The organism is Yinghuangia sp. ASG 101 (genome assembly GCF_021165735.1).
Taxonomy (GTDB): Bacteria; Actinomycetota; Actinomycetes; order Streptomycetales; family Streptomycetaceae; genus Yinghuangia.
Map to the genome: position 1 here is coordinate 7,036,037 of NZ_CP088911.1, position 23,178 is coordinate 7,059,214.

Annotated in this window: 15 protein-coding genes and 3 pseudogenes; 11 read left to right on the forward strand and 7 right to left on the reverse strand. The window is 69.8% G+C overall.

What is annotated here, in order from left to right; translation table 11 throughout:
• Positions 1-308 precede the first annotated feature (308 nt).
• Together LO772_RS30090 and LO772_RS30095 are read right to left on the reverse strand one after the other, a co-directional pair.
• On the reverse strand, positions 309-1,079 hold the full coding sequence (locus LO772_RS30090; RefSeq protein WP_231775176.1) for an SDR family NAD(P)-dependent oxidoreductase: 771 nt from the start codon (positions 1,077-1,079) through the stop codon (positions 309-311).
• Positions 1,076-1,819 carry an SDR family NAD(P)-dependent oxidoreductase gene (locus LO772_RS30095; RefSeq protein WP_231775177.1) on the reverse strand — a complete coding sequence of 248 codons (744 nt, stop codon included), beginning with the start codon at positions 1,817-1,819 and terminating at the stop codon, positions 1,076-1,078. The genes LO772_RS30090 and LO772_RS30095 overlap by 4 nt, the downstream gene beginning before the upstream one ends.
• Before the next feature lie 598 nt (positions 1,820-2,417).
• Here LO772_RS30095 and LO772_RS30100 point away from each other — a divergent pair.
• Entirely contained in the window at positions 2,418-3,326 is a 909-nt protein-coding gene (locus LO772_RS30100; protein WP_231775178.1) for a TIGR03564 family F420-dependent LLM class oxidoreductase, read from the forward strand.
• 121 nt (positions 3,327-3,447) lie between these two features.
• Here the strand turns inward: LO772_RS30100 and LO772_RS35975 are convergent.
• Both LO772_RS35975 and LO772_RS30110 read right to left on the reverse strand, forming a co-directional pair.
• Positions 3,448-4,220: pseudogene (locus LO772_RS35975) on the reverse strand (SDR family NAD(P)-dependent oxidoreductase).
• Positions 4,207-4,698: pseudogene (locus tag LO772_RS30110) on the reverse strand (zinc-binding dehydrogenase); the annotation flags it as partial. The pseudogenes LO772_RS35975 and LO772_RS30110, both read right to left, overlap by 14 nt.
• A gap of 254 nt (positions 4,699-4,952) precedes the next feature.
• Here LO772_RS30110 and LO772_RS30115 point away from each other — a divergent pair.
• The 8 genes from LO772_RS30115 (at position 4,953) to LO772_RS30150 (ending at position 15,065) form a co-directional block, all read left to right on the forward strand.
• Positions 4,953-7,418 (forward strand): glycoside hydrolase family 2 TIM barrel-domain containing protein, encoded by a 2,466-nt coding sequence (locus LO772_RS30115; protein ID WP_231775179.1) that lies wholly within the window; start codon positions 4,953-4,955, stop codon positions 7,416-7,418.
• Between the two features lie 256 nt (positions 7,419-7,674).
• Complete coding sequence (locus tag LO772_RS30120; RefSeq protein ID WP_231775180.1) at positions 7,675-9,165, forward strand: glycoside hydrolase family 43 protein; 1,491 nt, start codon at positions 7,675-7,677, stop codon at positions 9,163-9,165.
• Between the two features lie 27 nt (positions 9,166-9,192).
• Positions 9,193-10,758 (forward strand): family 20 glycosylhydrolase, encoded by a 1,566-nt coding sequence (locus LO772_RS30125; RefSeq protein ID WP_231775181.1) that lies wholly within the window; start codon positions 9,193-9,195, stop codon positions 10,756-10,758.
• A gap of 79 nt (positions 10,759-10,837) precedes the next feature.
• A complete protein-coding gene (locus LO772_RS30130) occupies positions 10,838-11,902 on the forward strand; it encodes an SIS domain-containing protein (RefSeq protein ID WP_231775182.1) in 1,065 nt (354 codons plus the stop codon).
• 218 nt (positions 11,903-12,120) lie between these two features.
• Positions 12,121-13,098: an ROK family protein gene (locus LO772_RS30135; RefSeq protein WP_231775183.1), complete on the forward strand. Its 978-nt coding sequence runs from the start codon at positions 12,121-12,123 to the stop codon at positions 13,096-13,098.
• On the forward strand, positions 13,095-14,297 hold the full coding sequence (nagA, locus tag LO772_RS30140) for an N-acetylglucosamine-6-phosphate deacetylase (protein WP_231775184.1): 1,203 nt from the start codon (positions 13,095-13,097) through the stop codon (positions 14,295-14,297). Before LO772_RS30135 ends, nagA begins: the two co-directional genes overlap by 4 nt.
• A 50-nt stretch (positions 14,298-14,347) precedes the next feature.
• Positions 14,348-14,665, forward strand: a complete 318-nt coding sequence (locus LO772_RS30145) for a hypothetical protein (protein WP_231775185.1) — start codon at positions 14,348-14,350, stop codon at positions 14,663-14,665.
• 208 nt (positions 14,666-14,873) lie between these two features.
• A complete protein-coding gene (locus tag LO772_RS30150) occupies positions 14,874-15,065 on the forward strand; it encodes a hypothetical protein (RefSeq protein WP_231775186.1) in 192 nt (63 codons plus the stop codon).
• A 24-nt stretch (positions 15,066-15,089) separates the two neighbouring features.
• Here the strand turns inward: LO772_RS30150 and LO772_RS30155 are convergent, their stop codons facing one another.
• Both LO772_RS30155 and LO772_RS30160 read right to left on the reverse strand, forming a co-directional pair.
• On the reverse strand, positions 15,090-16,850 hold the full coding sequence (locus LO772_RS30155) for an ABC transporter ATP-binding protein (protein WP_231775187.1): 1,761 nt from the start codon (positions 16,848-16,850) through the stop codon (positions 15,090-15,092).
• A gap of 126 nt (positions 16,851-16,976) precedes the next feature.
• Positions 16,977-18,212, reverse strand: a complete 1,236-nt coding sequence (locus LO772_RS30160; RefSeq protein WP_231775188.1) for a phytanoyl-CoA dioxygenase family protein — start codon at positions 18,210-18,212, stop codon at positions 16,977-16,979.
• A gap of 209 nt (positions 18,213-18,421) precedes the next feature.
• Between LO772_RS30160 and LO772_RS30165 the strand changes: the two genes are divergently transcribed.
• On the forward strand, positions 18,422-19,075 hold the full coding sequence (locus tag LO772_RS30165) for a TetR/AcrR family transcriptional regulator (RefSeq protein ID WP_231775189.1): 654 nt from the start codon (positions 18,422-18,424) through the stop codon (positions 19,073-19,075).
• 141 nt (positions 19,076-19,216) lie between these two features.
• Here LO772_RS30165 and LO772_RS30170 read toward each other — a convergent pair.
• A pseudogene (locus LO772_RS30170) lies at positions 19,217-19,892 on the reverse strand (GNAT family N-acetyltransferase).
• A gap of 1,055 nt (positions 19,893-20,947) precedes the next feature.
• On the opposite strand from LO772_RS30170, the gene LO772_RS30175 reads away from it, so the two are divergent.
• Positions 20,948-23,176, forward strand: a complete 2,229-nt coding sequence (locus LO772_RS30175) for an ATP-binding protein (protein ID WP_231775190.1) — start codon at positions 20,948-20,950, stop codon at positions 23,174-23,176.
• Positions 23,177-23,178: the final 2 nt, after the last annotated feature.

Consider the following 23,178-nt stretch of genomic DNA (forward strand, 5'->3'; position numbering starts at 1 on the left):
GGGGGAGCTCAGTCGAGCATTGATCCTCGGGACGCCGCTGGGACGCTTGCGTCCTCGGTGTGCGTGGTGCCGGCGGTGTCGCCGGCGTGTGCACAACCCGGCCGGGGCAGGCGCTCCCGGGACTGCCCCGGCCGGGATATCAAGATGCCGACGCGGGCGCCGTGACCGGTCCGCGCCGGCGTGAGCGCACCGAAGTGCGCCGGCCGTGGCCGGCGTGCGCGTCAGGGCGTGGCTGTGATCGCGCGGACCCGCAAGGCGCTGGTCCGCGCGGGCCCTGAACGGCTCGGGCGCTTCGGGTGCCGCGGGAGTCAGATCCCCGCGGGCCCGGGGCCGCCGTGCATGTACAGCGTCTGGCCGGAGCAGAAGCTGGAGGCGTCGGAGGCGAAGAACAGGACGCCATAACCGATTTCGTCTGGCTCGCCGAGGCGGCCGGAGGCGTTCGTGGTGCCGACGCTTTCCGGGTCGATGCCCTGGCGCTCGAGTTCGTCGACCAAGGTGGCGGCGCGGACCGCGCCGACCGCGATGGCGTTGACCCGGACACCCTTGCGGGTCCAGGACGCGGCCATGGAACCGGTCAGGCTGTTCACGCCGGCCTTCGAGGCCGCGTACGGTGCCGCCTGCGGCATCGAGAGCAGGCTCGCCCCCGAGGAGATGTTCACGATCGCGCCCTTGCCCTGCTTCAGCATGGGCCCCGCCGCGCAGCGTGACAGGAACCAGACGCTGCCGAGGTTGAGGGCGAGGACCTGGTTCCACTCCTCCTCGGACCACTTCGCGATGCCTTTGGTCTCGGCACCACCGGCACAGTTCACCAGGATGTCGAGGCGGCCCAGTTCGCGGACCGTGGTGTCGACCAGGTCCTGGCACTGCTGGGGGTTCGTGACGTCCGTCGGCACCGCGAGAGCCCGCCGGCCCAGCGCCTGGATCTCCTTGACCGTGGACTCCAGCGGTTCCGGGCGCCGTGCGGCCAGGACCACGTCCGCACCGTGCTGGGCCAGAACCAGCGCCGCGCCGCGGCCGATGCCGGTCCCACCCCCGGTGATGATGGCGACGCGCCCCTCCAGGTTGAACCCGCTGTTCACGTGACCGCTCCTCCATTGACACCGATGACCTGACCGGTCACATAGCCGGCTTCATCCGAGCACAAGAACGCGCACATCGCCCCGATGTCGTCGCCCGTGCCCAGCCGACCCGCCGGAACCATCCGGGCCAACACCTCGGCGGGCGGCAGGTACTTCGACTCCTGCATGGACCGCATCAGGGGCGTGTCCGCGGTGAACGGCGGAATCGTGTTCACCGTGATGCCCTTCGCCGCGTATTCCAGAGCGAGTGTCTTCGTCATGGCGATGACACCACCCTTCGACGCGGAGTAGTGCACCTGCCGCAAGGCCCCGGTCTGGCCCGCGGCGGACGAGATGGTGACGACCCGTCCCCATCCGGCCTCGACCATGTCGGGGATCGCGGACTGCACGCAGTGGAACGTGCCGGTCAGATTGACGGCGAGCGTACGGGCCCACACCTCCGCCGTCAGCTCCTGGAACGGCACGAAACCCGAGACGCCGGCGCTGGTCACCAGGATCCCGAGGGGACCGAAGGCCGACCGGACCTCGTCCAGGGCCTTGTCCACGGCTTCCCGGTCCGACACGTCCGCCGCGACGGCGACGGCTTCCGCGCCCTTGGCCCGCAGATCGGCTGCCGCCTTCTCCGCGGCCCCGATCTCAAGATCGAGTACTCCGACCCGGTGCCCATTGCGCGCCAGATGCTCGCAAATCGACAGTCCCAATCCCGACGCGCCGCCGGTCACCACAGCTACACGACTCAACCCGGCCTCCTCAATCAGGCGAGCCACCCAGGACCGCCGGAGGCGACCGGTGCTTCCGCCACTTGGTGCCGTACGAACGTACAGCGTAGTTATACGGTTGTACAGAGGCGGGAGAATGCGACGGGCCGCCCAGCGGCGGTGTCCGGCCTTGGGGAGAGTCTCCGGGGGTTCATCGGCGAGCCGTGTGGGCGCGCGGCCATGCACCCGCTCTTCGTGACAGGGGGGAGAACTTTATTCTCGCTAACTGCCTAGACAATTCTTATACAGTCGCACCGATAATAAGGTGGTCTGGCTTTCGTAGGTCGGCAAACGTCGGACTCTCACGCTTCGGGCATCGCCTTGCCGAACCCGTGCGACCTTCGCGAAAGGAACCGAACGACATGTCCGACGAACGAGTGCGCCCGGACGAGACAGGCGATCGGGCGGCGGAACGACAGGCCGAGGCGTTCGTGCGGTGCCGGGATCCGGCCCGCGTGCGACGCCCAGCTCCTCGGCGCCCCATAGCGGAACGCGCCCGGGGGCCTGTCCAGCTCGAAACGACCGCCGTCGGCCGATCCACGCACCCGTAAACACCCCATCGCATCGAGAGGTTTCCCGTATGAGGATCGGTTTGACAGGACGCCCCGCGAGCACCGAGCAACTCGTCGCGCAAGCCAAAGCGGCTGAGAAGGACGGTTTCAGCTCGGTCTGGTACGACAGCACCGTCCTCGGCGATCCGCTCGCCGCGATCACCGTCGCCGGCCGCGAGACCAGCTCCATCGAGCTGGGCACCGCGATCCTGCAGACCTACCCCTGCCACCCCCTCCTCCAGGCCAACCGCGCCGCCGCCGTCGCCGAGGCCATGGGACGCCCCGGCCTCACCCTCGGCATCGGCCCCTCCCACGCCCCCCTGGTCAGCGGCATGTACGGCCTGAACTACGACCACCCCGGCCGCAACACCGAGGAATACCTCCACATCCTCACCGCCCTCCTGCGCGGCGACACCGTCACGTACGAAGGACAGGACTGGACGACCCGCGGCGGACGCGTCCGCACCCCCCACCCCGTCCCCGTCCTCCTCGCCGCACTCGGCCCCCGCCTGCTGCGCATCGCCGGCCAACTCGCCGACGGCGTCGTCTTGTTCATGGCATCCGCAAAAGCCATCGAAACCCACGTCGCACCACGGCTCCGCGAGGCCGCCTCGACCGCGGGTCGCCCCGAGCCGCGGATCGTCGCCCAACTCCCCATCGCCGTCCACGACGATCTCGACGAAGCCCGCGCGGCGACTGCCAAGACCGCGGGCGTGTACGAGAACCTGCCGAACTACCGCCGCATCATGGACATCGGCGGGGCCCGGACACCCGCCGACACCGCCATCCTCGGGAACGAACAAAGCGTGACACGGCAGTTGCAGACCCTCATCGACGCCGGCGCCACCGATATTCAGGCCTTTGTCGTCCCCGTCGGCGACGACCGTGCCGGGTCCCGGCAACGCACCATGGACCTGCTGGCCTCGCTGACAGACTGACGTCGAAGGCGCTCGGTTCAGGTTCCGGCCCGATGAGACCGCCGCGTCGGTCTCGTCGGCGTCGGGGTGACCCCTTGGCGTGGGCAACGCACGACGTGCCGACCCTCACCGACTCCCGCCGTCACAGGCGCAGGTTTGTCATCCCACCGTCGACGCGCAGGATTGCCCCGGTCGTGGGAGATGCCAGGTGGGCGACGGCGGACGCCATTTCCTCGGCAGTCACCAGGCGGCCCAGGGCCGGCGCCGACGGAGGTTCTCGGCGGCCGTTGCCGGGTCCTCGGCTTGACGGAGGAGCCGGGCGACTCATGGGGTGTCCGCGGTGCCGGGTGCGACGGCGTTGACGCGAATGCCTTCGGTGGCGTGGTCTGCGGCCGTGGCGAGCGGCAGGGCGTGCACCGCGCCCTTGCTCGCGCTGTACAGGGCCCGCTCCCGTACAGCGACGAACGCCACGGCGGAGCACACGTTGACTATCGCCGGGCGCGCGGTGCGGCGCAGGCTAGGAAGGGCGGCGCGGGTGACCCGGGCGATGCCGGTGCCGTTGACGTCGAGGACGCGCCCCCATCCCGCGTCGTCGTTGCGGGTGACGTCGCCGACAGCGCCGAACCGACGTTGTTCACTAGCACATCGATGCCGCCTAGGAGGTCGGCTGCCGCGCCGACGGCGCCGGTGACCGCTGCCGGGTCGCTGACGTCGCAGCGCAGCGCTGACACATCGGCGGGTGGAGTGTCGGTCCGCAGGTCCAAGACGGCCACGCGGGGCACCGCGCCGCGCCGGCAGCGCGGCGGCGCCGATGCCGCCGCAGCCGCCGGTGACAAGGGCCGTCAGGCCTTCGAATTCGATCGCGGGCTCGGTCGCGGTGTGATCGCTCCAGCGGGGGCAGGCCTGGGTCCACATGGATCTTGGGCCCCGGCCCGGCGCCGGCGGGGCGTCTGCCGCCGAGGGCGGGACCTACCTGGTCGAGACGGATGGTGGCAGCGACGAGCGGCCGGGGGTCGACGGAGCCGTCGGCGTACGCGCGGATCGTGGCGGCGAGGCCGGGGGACGCGGACAGCACGCCCACTGCGGTCACGTCCTTGAGGGCCAGCGCGCGGGTGTCGATCGTGCTCGGTTCTCCCGCGAGACCCACGTACACCACGCGGCCTGCCGGTTCGACGAGGTCAAGGGCCAAACCGGGCAGGTGCGCGGCGTTCGAGGCGTCGACGACCGCGTTGAAGGGCACGTCCGGGAGGGTCTCCTTCGACCACGCCCGCGCGAAGCCGAGGTTGCGCGCGAGGGTGAGCGATTCCTCCGTGAGCCCCATGACGTGCACTTCCGCGCCGGCCGCGCGGGCGAACATCGCGACCAGCAGACCGATCGTCCCCGGGCCGAGGAGCCGGGGCTGGACATAGGCGTCCGGGCACGTTAAAACTTTTGATTGATAGACTTTTTCTTGGCGGCACACAGCGTTGGGCACCACACCCGACGACGTTTGAATCGCGCCAGTGCGGCTGGCCGGAAGCCGACTGCTTGGCCGCCGGGAGCAACGGCAGCGCGCGCGAACCGGCGCGACGCGACCCGGCGTCGGCCGGTGCCATGGAGTTTCGCCTGATCCGGATCGAACCGGAATCGTTGAACAACGGAGGTCGCGTGTTCCGCCAGCTCTTCAACGACGACTGGGAAATGCGTCCCAAGGTCAACCCCTTTGCCGAGTTGGTCGGCGCTGCCGCCCCCTATCAGCCGGTGACGCTGCCGCACGACGCGATGATCCAGCGGCAGCGCGTCGCGCCGAGCCCGGGCGACGACGCCGAGGCGCGGGCCGCGGGCGCCTACTTTCCGGGCGGGGTGTTCGAGTACCGCAGGAAATTCGTCGTGCCCGAGGAGTACGCGGGACGCCGGGTCCTCGTCGAGTTCGAGGGTGTCCAACGCGACGCCATGGTGTATGTGAACGGCGACTACGCGGGGCAACGGCCTTACGGATACTCGCGGTTCCGTGTCGACGTCGGGCCGTTCCTGCGGTTCGGAGGCGAGAACGAGATCCGCGTCGAGGGTCGGACCCACGAGGACTCGCGCTGGTACTCCGGAGCGGGCATCTATCGCGACGTCTGGCTGCTCGTCGGCGGGCCTGCGCACATCGCTCCGGACGGTATGCGGGTCACCACTCCGGACATCGACGCGGAATTGGCCGTGGTCGAGGTCGCGGTGACCGTCGAGAGTCACGCCACCCGGTCGCAGGCACTCGGCGTCACCACCGTGATCACCGACGCCGCCGGGGCGGTGGTCGCGTCGGACACGTCGGTCGTCAGGCTTCCTCCGGGCGCGGCGTCCGTCGTCCGCCGTCGGCTTTACGTCGACAACCCTTCGCTGTGGGGCCCTGATTCGCCCACGCTCTACTCATGTCGCGTCGCCTTGACCGAGAAGGCCGACAACGCCGAGGCCGAGACCGAGGTGGACGCCGAGTCCGTCGTGTTCGGCATTCGCTCCCTGCATCTCGATCCCCGGCGCGGCCTGCGCGTCAACGGCGAACCGGTCAAGTTGCGCGGCGCGTGTGTGCACCACGACAACGGCGTCCTCGGGGCGGCGACCTTTGCCGCGGCCGAGGAGCGGCGGGTACGGCTCCTCAAAGAGGCCGGGTTCAACGCGATCCGCATGTCCCACCACCCCATGAGCGTCGCGATGCTCGACGCCTGCGACAGGATGGGCATGCTCGTGATGGACGAGTCGTTCGACATGTGGACGGTGGGAAAGAGCGCGTTCGACTACAGCCTGAGCTTCCCGGAGTGGTGGGAGCGTGACATCGAGGCGATGGTCGCCAAGGACGTCAACCACCCCAGCGTGATCATGTACTCGATCGGCAACGAGATCCCCGAGACCGGGTCTCCGTTCGGCGCGGGGTGGGGGCGCAGGCTCGCCGAGAAGGTCCGGACCCTCGACCCGACGCGGTACGTGACGAACGCCGTCAACGGCATGCTCGCGGTGATGCCCTATCTGGGCGAACTGCGCAAGCAGGCCGAGGCCGAAGGCGACATCAACGCCCTCATGGCCGACGACCCCGGTGGCCGTATGAACGCCCTCAACGCGTCGGAGCTGGTCACCGGCCACACCGAGGAGTCTTTCGCTGTCCTTGACGTTGCCGGGATGAACTACGCCGAGGCCCGCTACGAACTGGACCGCGAGCTGTTCCCCAACCGGATCATCGTGGGCACCGAGACATTTCCGACGCGCATCGACGGCAACTGGGGCCTGGTGACCGAACACCCGCACGTCATTGGCGACTTCACCTGGACCGGCTGGGACTACCTTGGTGAGGTCGGCATCGGACGGCCGCGCTACCTCACCGACGACGACGCCCCTCAGGCCGTGAGCGGCGCACCGTACCCGTTTCTCCTGGCCGGTTGCGGCGACATCGATATCACCGGTCACCGACGGCCCGCGTCCTACTACCGCGAAATCGTCTTCGGGCTGCGCACCGAGCCGTACATCGCCGTCCAACGGCCCGAGAACCATGGGAAGACGTACGCCGGCTCGCCATGGGCGTGGAGTGACACGATCGCGAGTTGGACGTGGCCGGGCCACGAGGACGCACCGGTGACCGTCGAGGTCTACGGCGACGCCGACGAGGTGGAACTCCTCGTCAACGGGGCCACAGCGGGCCGTCGGCCGGTGGGCCCCGACAACCGCTTCCGCACCGCCTTCGACACCACGTACACACCCGGCGAGATCACCGCCGTCGCCTACCGCGACGGCACCGAGACCGGACGCTGCACCCTGCGCACCGCGAACGAGTCGCTGCGTCTGCGGGCCGAGGTCGAACGCCCGGTCGTCACGGCGAAGGACCGCGACCTGGCGTATGTCGCCCTGACCCTGACCGACGCGCACGGTACCTGCCACACTGCGGCCGACCGCACGGTCACGATCGACGTGTCCGGCGACGGCGTGCTGCAAGGCTTCGGCAGCGCCGACCCGTCCACCGAGGAACGCTTCGACGCCACCGAACGGCGCACCCACGAGGGCCGCGCTCTCGCCGTCGTCCGCCCGACATCACCCGGCAAGATCCGGCTCCGGGCGTCGGCGAATGACTGTGAGCCGGTGGAGGTCCTGATCACAGTCGAATGACAGCGCGGCACCACGTCGCGCCTGTGGGCCGAGGAGGTCCGCTCATCGCGCCCAGCGCGCCGGCACGTCGGTGAGTGGCCTCGATGAGCAATCGACCGGGAACCAAGCCGCTGTCGCCGTGTCGGGACACCGGGAGCGGTGCGGTGCGTGGTGCCGAGAGCAAGACATCGCCGTTGCAGGGCCCGGCCAGTGGGGTGGGGCATGCCGAGGCCGGTCCGGCGAGGGCCGGCCGCGGCGCAGACAAGGAGGACCAGCCGTGACCGCCAACCCGATTCTGCCGGGCTTCCACCCGGACCCGTCTATCTGCCGAGCGGGCGACGCGTACTACCTCGCGACCTCCAGCTTCGAATACTTCCCCGGGGTCCCGGTGTTCCGCAGCACCGACCTGGTCCGGTGGGAGCAGGTCGGCAACGCCCTCGACCGTCCCGGGCAACTGAAGGTCGTCCGTGGCCTGGAGGCCGGCAGTACAGGGGTCTACGCCCCGACGCTCCGCCACCGCGACGGGGTGTTCTGGCTGGTGACCACGAACGTTATCGAACACGCCCGCGGACAGCTGATCGTACGGACCACGGATCCCGCCAAGGGCTGGAGCGACCCGGTGTTCACCGAGGGCGCGATCGGCATCGACCCCGACCTGACCTGGGACGAGGACGGTGTCTGCCACCTGTCCTGGGCGTCGCCGCAGGGCATCCGCCAGGCGGTGGTTGACCCCGTGACCGGTCGGCTCCTGTCCGAGCCGCGCCTGCTGTGGGCCGGCACAGGCCTGGCCTACCCCGAGGCACCTCACCTGTACGCGCGGAACGGGTGGTGGTACCTCGTCATCGCCGAGGGCGGTACCGAGCGCGGTCACGTCGTCTCCGTCGCCCGTTCCCGGTCGATCCGCGGACCGTTCGAGCCGCATGCGGGGAACCCAATCCTGAGCCACCGCAGCACCGACCACCCGGTGCAGAACACCGGCCATGCCGACCTCGTCGAACTGGCCGACGGCCGCTGGGCCATGGTCTATCTCGGCGTGCGCCCGCGCGGCAACACCCCGAAGTTCCACGTCAACGGCCGTGAGACTTTCCTCGCGGGCGTGGAGTGGGTCGAGGATTGGCCTGTCGTGGTCGAGGACGCCTACAACGTGCCGCCTCAGCCGACCTCGTTCACCGACGACTTCACCGGTCGCGAGCTGCACCCGCGCTGGGTGTCGCCCGGCACCGACCCGCGCACGTTCGCCCGGCCCGCGGAGACCGGCGACCGTGTCGGGATCGTCCTTGCCGCAGGACGGCCGCCGCGGGCGCGCGAAACCCGCCATCTGCTCGCGACCCGCACGCGGGACGGGGAGTGGCAAGCCGAGGTGACCGCCCCTGCGGGCGATGTCGCGCTGGTCGTCCAGATCGACGACGGGCACTGGGCTGCCGTCGAACGCGTCGGCGACACCCTGACGGTGCGTGCCGTCGTCGGCCCCTTCGACCAAGCGCTCGGGTCGGTCACCGGGGTGGCCTCGGAACACCCGCTCGCCATCCGGGCCGTCGACATCTCCCACCGCCTCAGCCTCCACAACGGTCCCGACCGCCTCGAACTCGGCTATCTCGACCGCGGACGGTTCCACGCACTCGCCGGCCTCGACGGCCGCTACCTGTCGACCGAGGTCGCCGGCGGCTTCACCGGCCGCGTTGTCGGTGTGGAGGCCCTCGGCGTCGACGCGGTGGTCACACGGTTCAGCTACACGGCGCACACCGCACCGTCCGATGGGTGGACCTAAAAATCTCCGTATGATAAAAATTAGGTTATGAGCGACGCCTCGAACTTCGTGATCCCCGCCCCCACCGCGCGTGCCGCAGCCATCCAGGCGGGCGTGCTCGCCACGGAAGGCTCTTGGGACGTCCGTGCCGACGCGGCCGAGTTGGAACCGGTCGCGGCCGTCGTCCGAGCGCTGCTCGAACCCCACGGCGGCGCTGTCCGCCCCGGCGGCGGCTCCGCGGACCGGCGCGTCACCCTGCGGTTCGGCGACGTGCCGTCCCCGCTCCCGGCCTGGGGGATCCCGCTCGGCGGCAGCGAGGCTCACCGCGTCGTCGTGGGCCCGGAAGGCATCACCTGCCAGGGAGAGACGGCGGAAGGCGTCTTCCGCGCCGCCGCGACCGCGGTGCAGATGATCGCCACCGCTCCCGAGATCCCTTACCAGGAACTCGACGACGCCCCGCGCCACTCCTGGCGCGGGTTGATGCTCGATCCGGCTCGGGCGTTCATCCCCGTCGAGGGCCTGCGCCGTCTGATCGATCTCGCGGCGCTGTACAAGCTCAACGTGCTCCACCTGCATTTGTCGGACAACCAGGGCTGGCGTCTGGAGATCCCCGACGTACCGGAACTGACGCGCGGCGCCGACCCGTTCTACACCGTGGACGACTACCGCGAGATCCAGGCGTACGCCGCCGCACGGTTCGTCACGGTGATCCCCGAGATCGACCTTCCCGGTCACTGCGGCGCGCTACGCGAGGCCCTGCCCCACCTGCCTGCGGCTCCGGTGGCGGAGGGCGACGCGGCGAAGCTCGAACTGCTGCGCAGCGTGCTGCAATTCAGTGCGCCGCTGGACTTCTCCGACCCGGCCACCGACGACACCGTGGCGCGAATACTCGCGTATGTGTGCGCGGCCACGACCGGGCCTTTCGTGCATGTCGGCGCCGACGAGGCCGCCGGGATGACCCACGAGAGCTACGTCGCCGCGGTGCGCCGGCTGCGTGACATCGTCCGCGCGTCCGGCAAGCGGCCCGTCGCGTGGCAGGAGTCCTCACGGGCCGGCAGCGGCCCCGACGACGTCACCCAGCACTGGTTCGACCCGACGACGCTGAACCGCGACGACTCGACCACCGTCAGCGGGATCCCGGAGGAGGCCCTTGAGGCGCTCGCCGCGTTGTTCGCCCCCACAGCCGACGACCTCGGCCGTATCCTCGACGGCGGTGGCCGGGTCGTGCTCTCCAACCAGTCCCACCTCTACCTGGACCGGCGCTACGGCCCGGACACCGCCCCGCCGCGCCAAGCCGACGCCGTCGCGCGACTGGGCCTCTACCCGCCGCGCTCGCTGGAGGACATGGCGGCCTGGGACCCGGCAGACTACGGCGTCCCCCAAGACCGTATCGCGGGAATCGAGGCGCCCCTGTGGGGGGAGTCGATCACCGGCTTTGACGACGTGGCCTTCCTCCTGCTCCCGCGCATCGCCTCCATCGCCGGCACGGCCTGGTCCGGTCGGCCCGCGGCTTGGCAGGACCACCGCGAACGCCTCGCCCGCCACGGCCGCCTCTGGTCCGCGCGCGGCCTGATGTACTTCGCGTCCACCGAGATTCCCTGGACGGGGAACTGAGGCCCCAACCCGGGCCGCATGGCCACCCCCACGATCCACCCGCAGCCCGACACCGACGAATCGACCGAAAGGCGTGACTATGCCGCCCGCGAGTACGGAAGGCGCGACCCCGCGCGGGAAGCTGATGTCCGTCGAGATGGCCGAACAGCCGGAAGTGCTGCGCCGCCTGACGACCGACGGTCTGGCCCGGATCCGTCAGACCGCGGCCGCCATCGCGCGGCGCGGCCCGCGCTTCGTCCTGCTGACCGCCCGGGGCACCAGCGACAACGCCGCGCTGTACGCGAAGTACCTCGTCGAGGTGCTGCTCGGCAAACCCGCCGGGCTGACCTCGATGTCGACCACCACCATTTACGGAGCGGAACCGAATCTGACCGACTGCCTGGTGATCACCGTCAGCCAATCCGGCGGTTCCCCCGACTTGGTCGCGTCCACCGAGGCCGCCCGCAAGGCCGGCGCCGTGACCCTGGCCGTCACCAACAACCCCGACTCGCCTCTCGCCGCCGTCGCCGAATTCCACCTCGACATGCTCGCCGGCGCCGAGAAGGCCCTCCCGGCGACGAAGACCTACACCGCCGCGCTCTTGACGCTGTACCTCTTTGTCGAAGGGCTGCGCGACGGCGACTGCTCGGCCGCCGCGACACTGCCCGACCTCGCCGAACACATCCTCGACCGCCGCACCGAAGTCGCCGAACTCGCCCAGCGCTACCGCTTCGCGCAGCGCCTGGTGATCACCTCACGCGGCTACGGCTACCCCACCGCACGGGAAGGTGCGTTGAAGATCATGGAAACCGGCTACATCCCCGCCGCGTCCTTCTCCGGCGCGGATCTCCTGCACGGCCCCCTGGCCATGCTCGACGACACCACCCCGGTCATCGCCGTGGTCCCCGGCGGCCCCGCGGGCCGTGCCCTCGAACCGGTACTCGAACGCGTGCGCGAGCGAGGGGCGGACCTCGGGGTGATCGGCCACGCCGACGAAGTCGCCCGCGCGACCGCCGGATTCGTGCTGCCGTCCGGTGTTCCCGACGCGCTCCGACCGATCCTGGAAATCCTGCCGCTGCAGCGGCTGGCCTACGAGATCAGCATCGCCCGCGGCCTCGACCCGGATACGCCGCGGGCGCTGGCCAAGGTCACCGAGACGCGCTGACGCGACCGTGGGCAGTCGTGCGAAGGCCGGTCGACGCCGATGAGCGACCCGGGCACCTTTCGGGAACGATCACCGGCGAGGACGCGACCGCGCTGCCGCCGCCGGACAACTGCCCACCCGCACCCCGACGCCCCGAACCGGAAGCGAAGGCGATGAGAGACGACGAGCCCACGGCCCTCAGCGCTCGGTCAACGCCGCCACCGAGGCCGCTGTCCCCGATGAGCAAAGAGCCCCCCGCGCACAACGCCGCCGCGGTCGCGCGTGAGGCCGGCACCTGTGTCATCGCGCTCGACGTCGGAGGCACCGTCCTCAAAGGCGGCCTCATCACACGGGACAGCACCTTTGTGTTCGCCGACCGCCGAGCGGCCGAGCGCGCCAGGGGACCGGCGGCCGTCAGCGAGGGCATCATCGCGTTCGCGGACGATCTCCGGTACGTCGCCGAAAGCCTGGGGCTGACCGCCGAGGCGGCCGGCGTGGTCGTCCCCGGCATCGTCGACGCAGCCGAGGGGACAGCCGTGTGGTCGGCCAATCTGCGCTGGCGCGACCTCCCGCTGCGCCGCCTGCTCCACGAACGCCTTGGCCTGCCGGTGGTGTTGGACCACGACGTACGCGCCGGCGGGCTGGCCGAGGGCCGCATCGGAGCGGCTCTCGACAGCGACGCGTTCCTCTTCCTGGCTCTGGGAACCGGTATCTCGGGTGCCGTCATCGCGGCGGGCCGGGCGTACGCCGGGGCACACGGGCGGGCCGGTGAGATCGGCCATATGGTCGTACGACCGAACGGGAGTCCCTGCGGATGCGGTGCGCGCGGGTGCCTCGAAGCCGAAGTGTCCGGGCCGGCCGTCGCCCGCCGCTACGCCGAAGCCGTCCCGGGAGCACGGGCGACCGCCGCCGACGTGGCCGAACTCGTCGTCGCGGGAGATGTCGTGGCAAGCCGGGTATGGCAGGACGCCGTCTCCGTGCTCGCGGACGGCATCCTCTCCGCCCAGGCGCTCCTCGACACCCCCCTCGTCGTGGTCGGTGGCGGCCTGTCCCGCGCGGGTGACACGCTTCTCGCGCCGTTGCGCGCCCTGCTCGCCGAACGCGCGACCTTCCACCGCGTGCCGGACGTCGTCCCCGCGGCTCTCGGCGACAACGCCGGGTGCCACGGGGCGGCACTGCTGGCCTGGGACGCGGTCGGCGCGGCGGTGTCTCCATGACGCGGATTCGGCTCACCGGGGCAAGGGTCGTCCTTCCGGACACGGTGCTCGAAGACGGCGACGTCACCGTTGCCGATGGCGTGATCACCGGCGTCGGCGTACCGTCCCGACCCGGCGACGGCGACCACACCGAAGGAGCGTGGTGCCATGCGGACACCGTCGATCTGGACGGCCATTGGCTCACGCCCGGCTTTGTGGACATGCACGTGCACGGCGGCGGGGGAGCGTCATACACCGCCGGAGACGCCGACGAGGCTCTGAGGGCAGTCGCCTTCCACCGCGCGCACGGCACGACGACGACCGTCGCCTCGCTCATCACCGCCACACCGGGGCAACTCCTGGACAGCGTGGCGGCGTTGGCCGGGCTCGTCGAGGACGGCATCCTGGCCGGCCTGCATCTCGAAGGCCCGTACCTCAGCCACGCGCGCTGCGGTGCGCACGACCCGGCGCTGCTGCGCGCACCCGATACCGTGGAGACCGATGCGTTGGTCAGAGTCGCACGTGGCACCATCCGCATGATGACGCTCGCTCCCGAACTGCCCGGCGCGCTCGACCTCGTCCGTCGGCTGGCCGACACCGGTGTGGTCGCAGCGATCGGCCACACCGACGGAAGCCACGGTCACACGCTGGCCGCACTCGACGCCGGCGCGAGCGTCGCCACGCACCTGTTCAACGCCATGCGCGGCATCCACCACCGGGACCCCGGTCCGATCACCGCGCTGCTGCACGACAGCGGCGCCGTGGTCGAGATCATCAACGACAAGGTCCACCTGCACCGGGGGATCGTCAACCTCACCTACCAGGCCGCCGGCGCCGCACGTGTCGCGCTCGTCACCGACGCCATAAGCGCCGCCGGGATGCCCGACGGCACGTACGCCCTCGGGCCGGTGAACACCCGCGTCCACGGGGGAATCGCCCGCCTGGTCGACAGCGACACCATTGCCGGCAGCACCCTCACCCTGGACCGCGCCCTGCGCACCGCCGTGCACGAGAACCGCCTGCCGATCACCGACGCCGTCCGGTCCCTGACCGCGACCCCGGCCGCGGCCCTGGGCCTCTCCGACACCATCGGCACGATCGAGGAGGGCAAGCGCGCCGACTTCGTGGTGCTCGACCCCGACCTGCGCGTGACCGCTGTGATGCACCACGGCCGGTGGGTCCGAGACAACGCCGCGCGCGACATTCGTGACCACCGCTGACCGTCGCGATTCCCGGGCCGGTAGGGACGCGGCCGCGAGCGTCACTGTGTGTGGGCGACCGGTGTGAAACCTACGTCACCGAGGTCGCGTGGAAGGACAGCCGGCCGCGGTTCGCGCCCGTAGGGCTCGCGCCTCGGGCGGAAGCAGTGGAGGAGCGTTTCGACTTCTCGGACGGCACCGCGCACGGCGACCCCGGCTGGCTGGCCGTGCGGCGAATGCCCGGAGACGTGGCTTCGGCCGGCGAGTGGCCCGGATGGCTGACGATCCGGGCCGCAGGGGGCGCACTGACGACCGTGCGTCCTGATTTCGTCGGCCGTCGGCAACGCCACATCACCAGCCGGTTCCAGGTGCGGGTCGCCCGCCCGTGAGGGCAGAGGGGGCCTGGGTTTGCGGTTCAACGAGGTCTGCACGAAAAGCCTCGTCGCCGAGTCGTCGCCGTCCCTGGGCGGTGTACGGGATACCGCACGCGCGGCCTTGCCGTCCGTCTCGCAGTCCCGGACAGCGGAACTCCCTGGTGGCCAAGTCGTGTTGGGCATCGAGACAGGCTGTCCGCGACAAGGTGAGACCCCGTGGGCGGTGGGCGGGGACCGCATCCGGCTGGTCGCCGCGGACTTGTCCGGTGACGAAAGGCTGCTCGCCGAACTCGACGGGCGTCACTGGTCGGTCGAGACGGCGGCTCCGTTCACCGGACGGGTCGTCGGCATGCTCGCCGAGGAAGGGACCGTTCATTTCACGGGCTTCTGTTACCACGGGATGGGCGGATCGTGAGTCGGGGCGGCGACAAAGTGTGCGTCACGCCACGGACTGCTCGCGGCAGTAGGCGCGGTATGTCGCCGAGGACCTGAGCAGCGCGTCGTGGGTGCCTATGCCGGTGATGTGCCCGTGTTCGACGACGGCGATGCGGTCGGCGTTGCGGACTGTGGCCAAGCGGTGGGCGATGACAAGGGACGTCCTGTCCGCCAGGAGCCGGTTGAGGGCGTTCTGGACGGCGCGTTCGCTTGCGGCGTCGAGGGCGCTGGTGGCTTCGTCGAGGACGACGATGGCGGGGTCCTTGAGCATGACGCGGGCGATGGCGATGCGCTGGCGTTGCCCGCCGGAGAGAGTGACCCCGCGTTCGCCGAGCTCTGTGTGGATGCCGTGGTCCCACGACCGCACGAACTCCAGGGCGTTGGCGGCTTCGAGGGCGCTCTCGATCTCCTCGTCGGTCGCGTCGGGTTTGGCCAGGCGCAGGTTGCGCGCCAGGGTTCCGCTCATGAGGGGGGAGTCCTGGAAGACGATGCCGACGGCGGCGCGGACCGACGCCTGGGTGACATCGCGGAGGTCCTGGCCGTCGATGGTGACGCGGCCGTTCACCGGATCGAAGAAGCGGAGCAGGAGCTGGGCGACAGTGGACTTGCCGGCACCTGAGGGGCCCACGAGTGCCACCGTGTGTCCGGGGCGGATGGTCAGGTCGAGGTCGTCGAGGACGAGGCGCGAGAGACGGCCGGGGTAGGCGAACGACACGTGTTCGAAGGCGATCCGTCCGCTGGTGACTTGGAGGTCGTGGGCCTTGGGCCGGTCCCGTACGGCGGGCTGTTCGTCGAGGAGTTCGGCGGCGCGTTCGCCGGCGGTCAGGCCCGCGATGACTTCAGGCAGGGTGGTGATGACCTGGGTGAGGGAGCTTGCCCCCCGCAGCCAGAAGCCCCAGATGGCGACGACGTCGCCGATGGTGAGGCTTCCCGAGGCCGTCCGCCAGGCACCGACGAAGAGCAGGATGAACGGGGCGACGAATCCCAGGTGCATGCCGAGGGGGTCGGCGAAGCGGTGTTGGAGGCGGGCGAGGGATTCGGAGCCTTCGCGGACGCGGTCGGTGCCGCCCCGCACCTGGGCGAGGGCGTCGTTCTCGGCGTTGAAGGCTTTGAGGAGGGTGTTGACGCCGAGCATTTCGGCGAGCATGCCGGACGTCTTGCCCATCTCGTCGCGGATCTCTCGGCTGCGGCGGCGCAAGCGGGGCAGGACCAGCAGCGTCCAGCCGACGGCGACGGCCAGCAGCCCGAGCGCGATCAGGGCCATCCACACGTCGACCCATGCGATGAACGCGACGGAAATCACCAGCAACGCCGCCGCCCACCACAGTGCCAGGCCCTGCCACACCGTCAGTTCGAGGCGTTCGACGTCCTGGTTGATGCGGGCGGCGACGTCGCCGACGTGGGAGCGGTGGAAGAAGTCGACCGACAGTCGCTGCACGTGTTCGTACAGGGTCCGGCGCAGGTTGTTCGCCCACCGTGTGGCGCCGCGCCGGGTCCAGGTGTGCGCGAAGTACGCCGCGGTGATGAACGTTGCCGCGGCTGCGAACGCGGCGATCAGCGGGCCCTGCCACCCGGAGCGGAGGAACCGGTCGGGGTCGTCGTCGATCCGGTTGAGCACCACCCGGAAGATGGCCGGCGCCAGGATCTGCGAGACGGCGTCGACGAGGATCAACGCGTACCCGGCGATCAGCAGCCGCCGGCCGTCGCCGGCGTAGGCGAACAGGACACGGAACGAATGCAGTGTGCTCCTGGGCTGGTTACTCATCGTCGGTAGGACCGTGCCTTGTCAGCGCGCGGGAGGACACACGTGCGTGCGTCGGCAGGCATGCCTTCGCCACGACGTTGGTCTGCTCCTGTTCGGGAAACGGGGATGTCGCCGGCCTCAACATCGCTACGCGGGCCGCGTGTCCGTGGGTTGGGCGTCGTCGCGCAGTATGTCGGTGACGCGCTCGCGGAGTTCGGCCAGCCCACGGCTGCCATCGGAGTCGCCCTCACGCTCGGCGAGGCTGAAACCGGCGTACATGACACGCCGCTCTTCGAATCGCGGTGGTGTGGCCTCGTGGAGGGTGCAGGACAAGTGCACGGTGAGGTCGCCCGGCAGGGTCGGGACCGCGACGACCGGCAGGTACGGCTCGCTCTTCGCGATCTCGACCGGCATCAGGACGCGGTGCGACCCGGCGATGACCCGCAGCCGGCCGTTCTCCTCGCTGCTCCCGGTGACCGAAATCCCGATGGTGGTGCCGGAGCAGCGGTACGCGTGGCGGCCGAGGTGGCAGTCGCGGTGGAAGGTGACGTCGGACGGTCCGGCGACGACACCGACTGGTTTGACGAGCGCCTCGACGCAGCGCCCTTCGACGGGGGCTTGGACGAGGTCGTCGCCGTCGGCGATGACGCGGCGCAGCCGGTCCCACCGCTCGCCGCGCAGGATCGCCGCGGTGGTGGGGGAGTGCTCGACGAACTCTTGGAGCCTGACGCACCGGCGAGTGCCGTCCGCGAGCGTGGCCCACCACGAACGACCGTCCCCTTCGTGGTAGTTCGGGAGTACCCGGTCGATGTCCTCGGAGACCTTCGACATGTCCGCGGGGTCCACCCAGCCGCGCAGGTGCAGAAAGCCTGCTTCGCGCAGGGAGTGCGTGACGTCGGCGGGGTCGTCGTCGGGTGTGAAGACGCGGTCCAGGGCGAGCGGGTCGCCGTGGCGGTCCCGGAACGAGAGCGAGTCGTCGACGACCGGCCAGCCTTCCAACAGCGACAGCCACAGCGAGTCCCATATCGAGATGTCGCGCTCGGTGCCGCCGCGGTACCGGAGGTCGCGGGCGACGAGCATGTTGTTGAATGACCGCTGGTTTTGCACCCAGTCGGAGAACTCCGACTCGGTGAAGGTCACCACGACCGCACCCTCGGCGATGCCCGGGGCCACGGTGAGCGTGTCGCCGGACCTCACGAACGACCATGTCGTGTCGCCGACTTCGACGGCGAGTGGAGGGGCCTTCAGGGCTTCGATCCCTCGGGCGACAACGGCTCCGTTGAGTGCGGTCAGATCGGGGAAGTCCGTGGTGACGAACGCTTCGACATCCACATGGCGCAGGTCGGAGTCGCGTCGCGTCCGACGGTCCAAGGCAACAGGCATAGCGGTTCCCTTTCATGCCGCGCACGAACGGGGAAAGCACCACACGCCCGAGTCCGCCGCCCGGCAGCAGGCAGACCTCGCACTTACGGCCGCATCCGGTTTTCCTCGCCCGCGGAAGGAGGCTACGAAAAATAAACATCCGTTTACAAGATAGAATGTAAACGGACGTTTAGATGACGTCAAGGGTCATCCGACGGAAGGAACTCTCCGTGGCCGCAGCCCAGTCATCCAGGACGGCGCCGCGCCGCGGTTCGCCGCGCGGGCCGTACCGCAAGGGAAACGAGACCAGAGCCCACATCGTGGACGCCGCGGCCAAGGTCTTCGCCGAGCGGGGCTACGCCGGTGGTTCGCTGCGCCAGATCGCCGCCGAGGTGGGGGTCACCGCGGCGAGCCTCGTGCAACACTTCGGCAGCAAGGAGGGCCTGCTCAACGCCGTGTTGCGGCACTGGGACGCCATGGCCGTCCAGCCGTCGCACACCGACCGGGTCGGCATCGCCTTCTTTGAGGGCCTGCCCGACCTGCTGCGCCACCACATGGAGCACCGCGGCCTCATCACGCTGATCCTCACGCTCCGTGCCGAGGCCACCGGCGACACCCACCCGGCCCACACCTACGTCCGCGAGCGGCAGCGCCAAGCCGTCGACGAATACTCCGCCAAACTGGCCGAAGCCATCGCACGCGGCGATGTCCCCCACATGACCGACCAACAGGTCAATGCCGAGGCTCGTGCCCTCCTGGCGGCGATGAACGGCATGCAGGCGGACTGGCTCATCGACCCCCGCCTCGACGTACTGGCCCTGTTCGGCGCCCATCTCGACGTCACTCTCGCGCGCTGGCGGGACGGCCGCGTCATGCGCGGATGAAATGGCCGGAGCCGCGAGTGTTTGCTCCTCACCCCGCGCTACGATTTGAACCGGCCTCGCGGCGAGAGGTGTTCACAGGAGAGCCGGAAGCTCGGCCGCGGGGGAGCCTCGATGCGGCCCGGCCTTCCGCAGGTCCTACTCCTACAGCCGATCAAGTCCCTGAGTCGTGCGCCCGAGACAGGTCATCGGCGCGGGGCTCGGCAACGTGACTTCGTGAAAGTCCAGGCGTTCGTAGAAGGCGCGTGCCTGGGTGTTGGACGTGGCCATCATCAGGTGGACGGCCGGAACCCCGCGGTCCTGAAGGGCTTGGAGGAAGGCCCACATCAGTGCGCGGCCGTGCCCGTGCCCTTGGGCCTCGGGGAGCAGGTCGATGTGCAAGTGAGCGGGATATTCGGCGATTTCGGGAACGACCATATGCTCCGGGTGATGCAGGAGCGCGATCATCCCCTCGTCGGCGGTGCGGGGCGGCGGGCGCCGGATAGCGGTCCGCGACCAGGGGGAGCCACTTCGCGCGGAAGTCCGCGGCGAATCGGGCGGTGTCGGCGGTGCCGACGATGTAGCCGATCGCTCGTCCTCGACCGTCGTCCAGAACGAAGGCCAGTTCCGGTTCCAGCTCAAGATAGGGCTGGGTGTAGATCGCGGGCAGAATTCCCGGATCGTTGTGGAGGGGGAGGCCGTCCTCGCCGACATGGGCGGTGCGGATGCAGATGTCGTCGAGGGCGGCTCGGTCCTCCGGCCGGAAGGGGCGCACGGCCACCGCCGTTGGCGTTCCGTCTCGATCCTCGTCCTGCTGTCGTGCCTCGGCATCTGGCGCCATGTCGATCACAGCCTTCCGAACAGCGGAGTGCAGGGTCCGCACGAGGGTAGCGCACAAATCGTTGCCACAAAGATTTCTGTTTCTGCATGCCTCTCCCTCGTCGGAACCCGGAGTGCCGTCCTGAGGCGACTGCTCCTGGGTGGGCCGCGGACGGGAGCGACCGGGCAGGTCGTGGGCCTCGGCTACCGGAGGCAAGGGGTTGGTGCCGGTGCGGCAGGCAGCAGAGCGCGGGATGTCGGCCGGCTCGCGGCGGGGTGGACCAGGCACGCCGCGGCGTCGATCCGTGTGTGGGTGTCCGTGTGCGTCGAGCCGGGCGTGTGGGTCCGGGGCGAGCGCGAACGTCGGCGCCCGGGACGTGCCGCAGTGGCGCGGCGTCCGCATCACGGTCGAGCCGCATTTCGCCGCCCGTCGCGCTGGACGGCCGTATAGCGGCTGCTCGCACCAACTCACGTACTCAAAAGTCGAGTTGCTTTGCCATGGAGGCACTTCGTCAGTAGCGGCGCGCTCGACCGGACCGGTGGTCCCGCGCATACGCCGTAGAGGCTTCGGCTCGCGCTGCGCCAGGGGGCCGCACTCTGCGAGCGGTTTGCCTTCCGAATGGTTGACGCGAGGGCCGGGGCGGGCGATGGGCAAATGTGTTGCCTGAGGAGTCTTGTGCAAGCGGGGCCGAACCGTTAATTTTTTTGCGTCCTCGATTTTTGGTGGACGACGCCTCCGGTCAATCGACCGTTCAGCTTCGTCCGAACGGTCGAAGCAACCGACCTCAGCACCCGCCGCCGAAGGGTCCTCACATGGCACTGTTCCGTCTCCCTTGACAGACAACAGAATCACCTTTTCCTGGTGCGGCGTTGTTTCGGGGGCAACGCCGTGATCGAAAAGCTCGGCTCAGCTGCGGGAAGTCTCGTCCGCTGATTCGACGTCAGGCGTCGGATCTCGGGTCGGTCCTGTGGCTGCGACACATCAATGCCCGTGGCCCCCCTGCCTTTCTCGTTCTCCGCGGAGCCAGCCATGCACAGTAACTTGCGTTTGCCCTCCTTCTTTGACGGGTGTCGCCCGTGAGCGCTTCGACGGATCCTGCAGCGCACACGGGCGACGCGGCCTCCTCGGCTGCCGGGCTGGCCGCCGGGTTGATCGACGCTGAGGCCGAACGCCAGGCGCGCCAGGCCGAGGCCAAGCGCGAGGTGGTGTTCGCGGACGAACTGCTGCCCGGTGTCGGCGGCAGCCCCATGACGCTGCGCCAAGGAGTGGCGGCCGGAGGGTCGGTGACGTTCCTGACGTTGGCCACTCTCGCCACGTTCGACGAGTTGGAGTCCGCGGCGCTGACCATCCTCGCGCCGGACATCCAGGACACGTTCGGGTTGAGCGACGCGGTGATCGTGTTCATCACCGCCGCCGCGGGTGCCTTCCTGATTCTGGGGGCACTGCCGATGGGGTGGCTGGCGGACCGGTTCCGCCGCAGCCGGATCATCGGATGGGCCGGGGTCGCCTTCTCCGCGATGGTGTTCGCGTCCGGCCTGGCCGCGAACGCCTTCCTGTTCTTCCTGGCCCGGTTCGGCGTCGGGGTTGCCAAGGCGAGCAACAACACGGTCAACGGGTCGCTGTTGGCGGACACCTATCCGATCGAAGTGCGTGGACGGATGTCCGCGGTCACGTACAGTTCGGCGCGCGCGGCTGCGGCACTCAGCCCCCTGGCGGTGGCGGGCATCGCCACCTTGGCGGGCGGCGGCGAAGGGTGGCGCTGGGCGTTCCTCATCCTGGGCTTGCCGACGCTGGCACTGGCGATCTGGGCGTTCCGGCTGCCGGAACCGCGGCGCGGCCAACACGAGATGAAGTCGGTGCTCGGCGAAGTCGTCGACGACGAGAAGCCCATGCCGATCTCGGTCGAGGCGGCGTTCGCCCGGCTGCTGCGCATCCGTACCATGAAGACGGCGATCCTGGCGTTCTCCGCGCTTGGCTTCACGCTGTTCACCGGCGCCACACTGAGCAACCTGTGGGCGGACGACCACTTCCACATGTCCACCTTCGAGCGCGGCGCGTGGGCGTCGGCCAGTGGCGTCGCGGTGCTGGCGCTGCTGCCGTTCATCGGCCCCTGGTACGACCGGCTCTACCACAAGGACCCGTCCCGGGCGGTGGCCTTGCTGGGCTACCTGCTCCTGCCGGGCGCCGTGCTGCTGCCGATCCAATGGTTCATGCCGACCGGGTGGGCGTTCATGCTGCTCGCCATTCCGGGCGGGATGCTCAGCTCGGTGGCGTTCGCGATGACCGGGCCGATCATGCTGTCGGTGACCCCTTATCGCCTGCGCGGGCTGGGCACCGCGCTCGGGTCGCTGTACATCTTCTTCATCGGCGCGACCGGCGGCGCCGTCCTGTCCGGCCTGATCAGCGACGCCTACGACCCGCGTGTCGCGGTGCTCGTGCTCGGCATTCCCGGCACCGCCGTCGGCGGCTACCTCATGGTGCGCAGCGCGCAGTTCATCAGGAACGACCTCTCGCTCGTCGTCCAGGAGCTGCGTGAGGAACTGGACGAGGCCGAACGGCAGAAGCAGGACCCCGAGAACATCCCGCTTCTTCAGGTCAACAACATCGACTTCTCGTACGGTCATGTGCAGGTGCTGTTCGACGTCGCCTTCGACGTCAAACGCGGCGAGACACTGGCCCTGCTCGGCACCAACGGCGCCGGCAAGTCGACCATTCTGAAGGCCATTTGCGGGCTCGGCACCCCCTCGCGCGGCGTCGTCCGGCTGAACGGCCGCACGATCACGTACGTCGCCCCCGAGCAGCGCGGCCGGTACGGCATCCACCTGCTGCCCGGCGGCAAGGGCGTCTTCCCCGACATGACCGTGCGGGAGAACCTGGAGATGGCCGCGTTCCGGTCCCGCAAGGACACCGCACGCCGCGACGAGCGATTCGCCTACGTACTGGAGCTGTTCCCGGACCTGGCGGATCGTCACAAGCAGGTCGCGGGCTCACTATCCGGCGGGCAACAGCAGATGCTCGCGTTGGCCATGGTGTTGATGCACGACCCCGAGGTGCTGCTGATCGACGAACTCTCGCTCGGGTTGGCGCCGGTGGTGGTGCAAGACCTGCTGGGAATCGTCGAGCGGCTCAAGGCGGACGGGCTGACCATCATCGTGGTCGAGCAGTCCTTGAACATCGCCTTGGCGATCGCGGACCGCGCGGTGTTCCTGGAGAAGGGCCAAGTCCGCTTCGAAGGCCCGGCCCGCGAACTCGCCGAACGCGACGACCTCGCCCGCGCGGTCTTCCTCGGCCGGGAAGGCGGCTGACG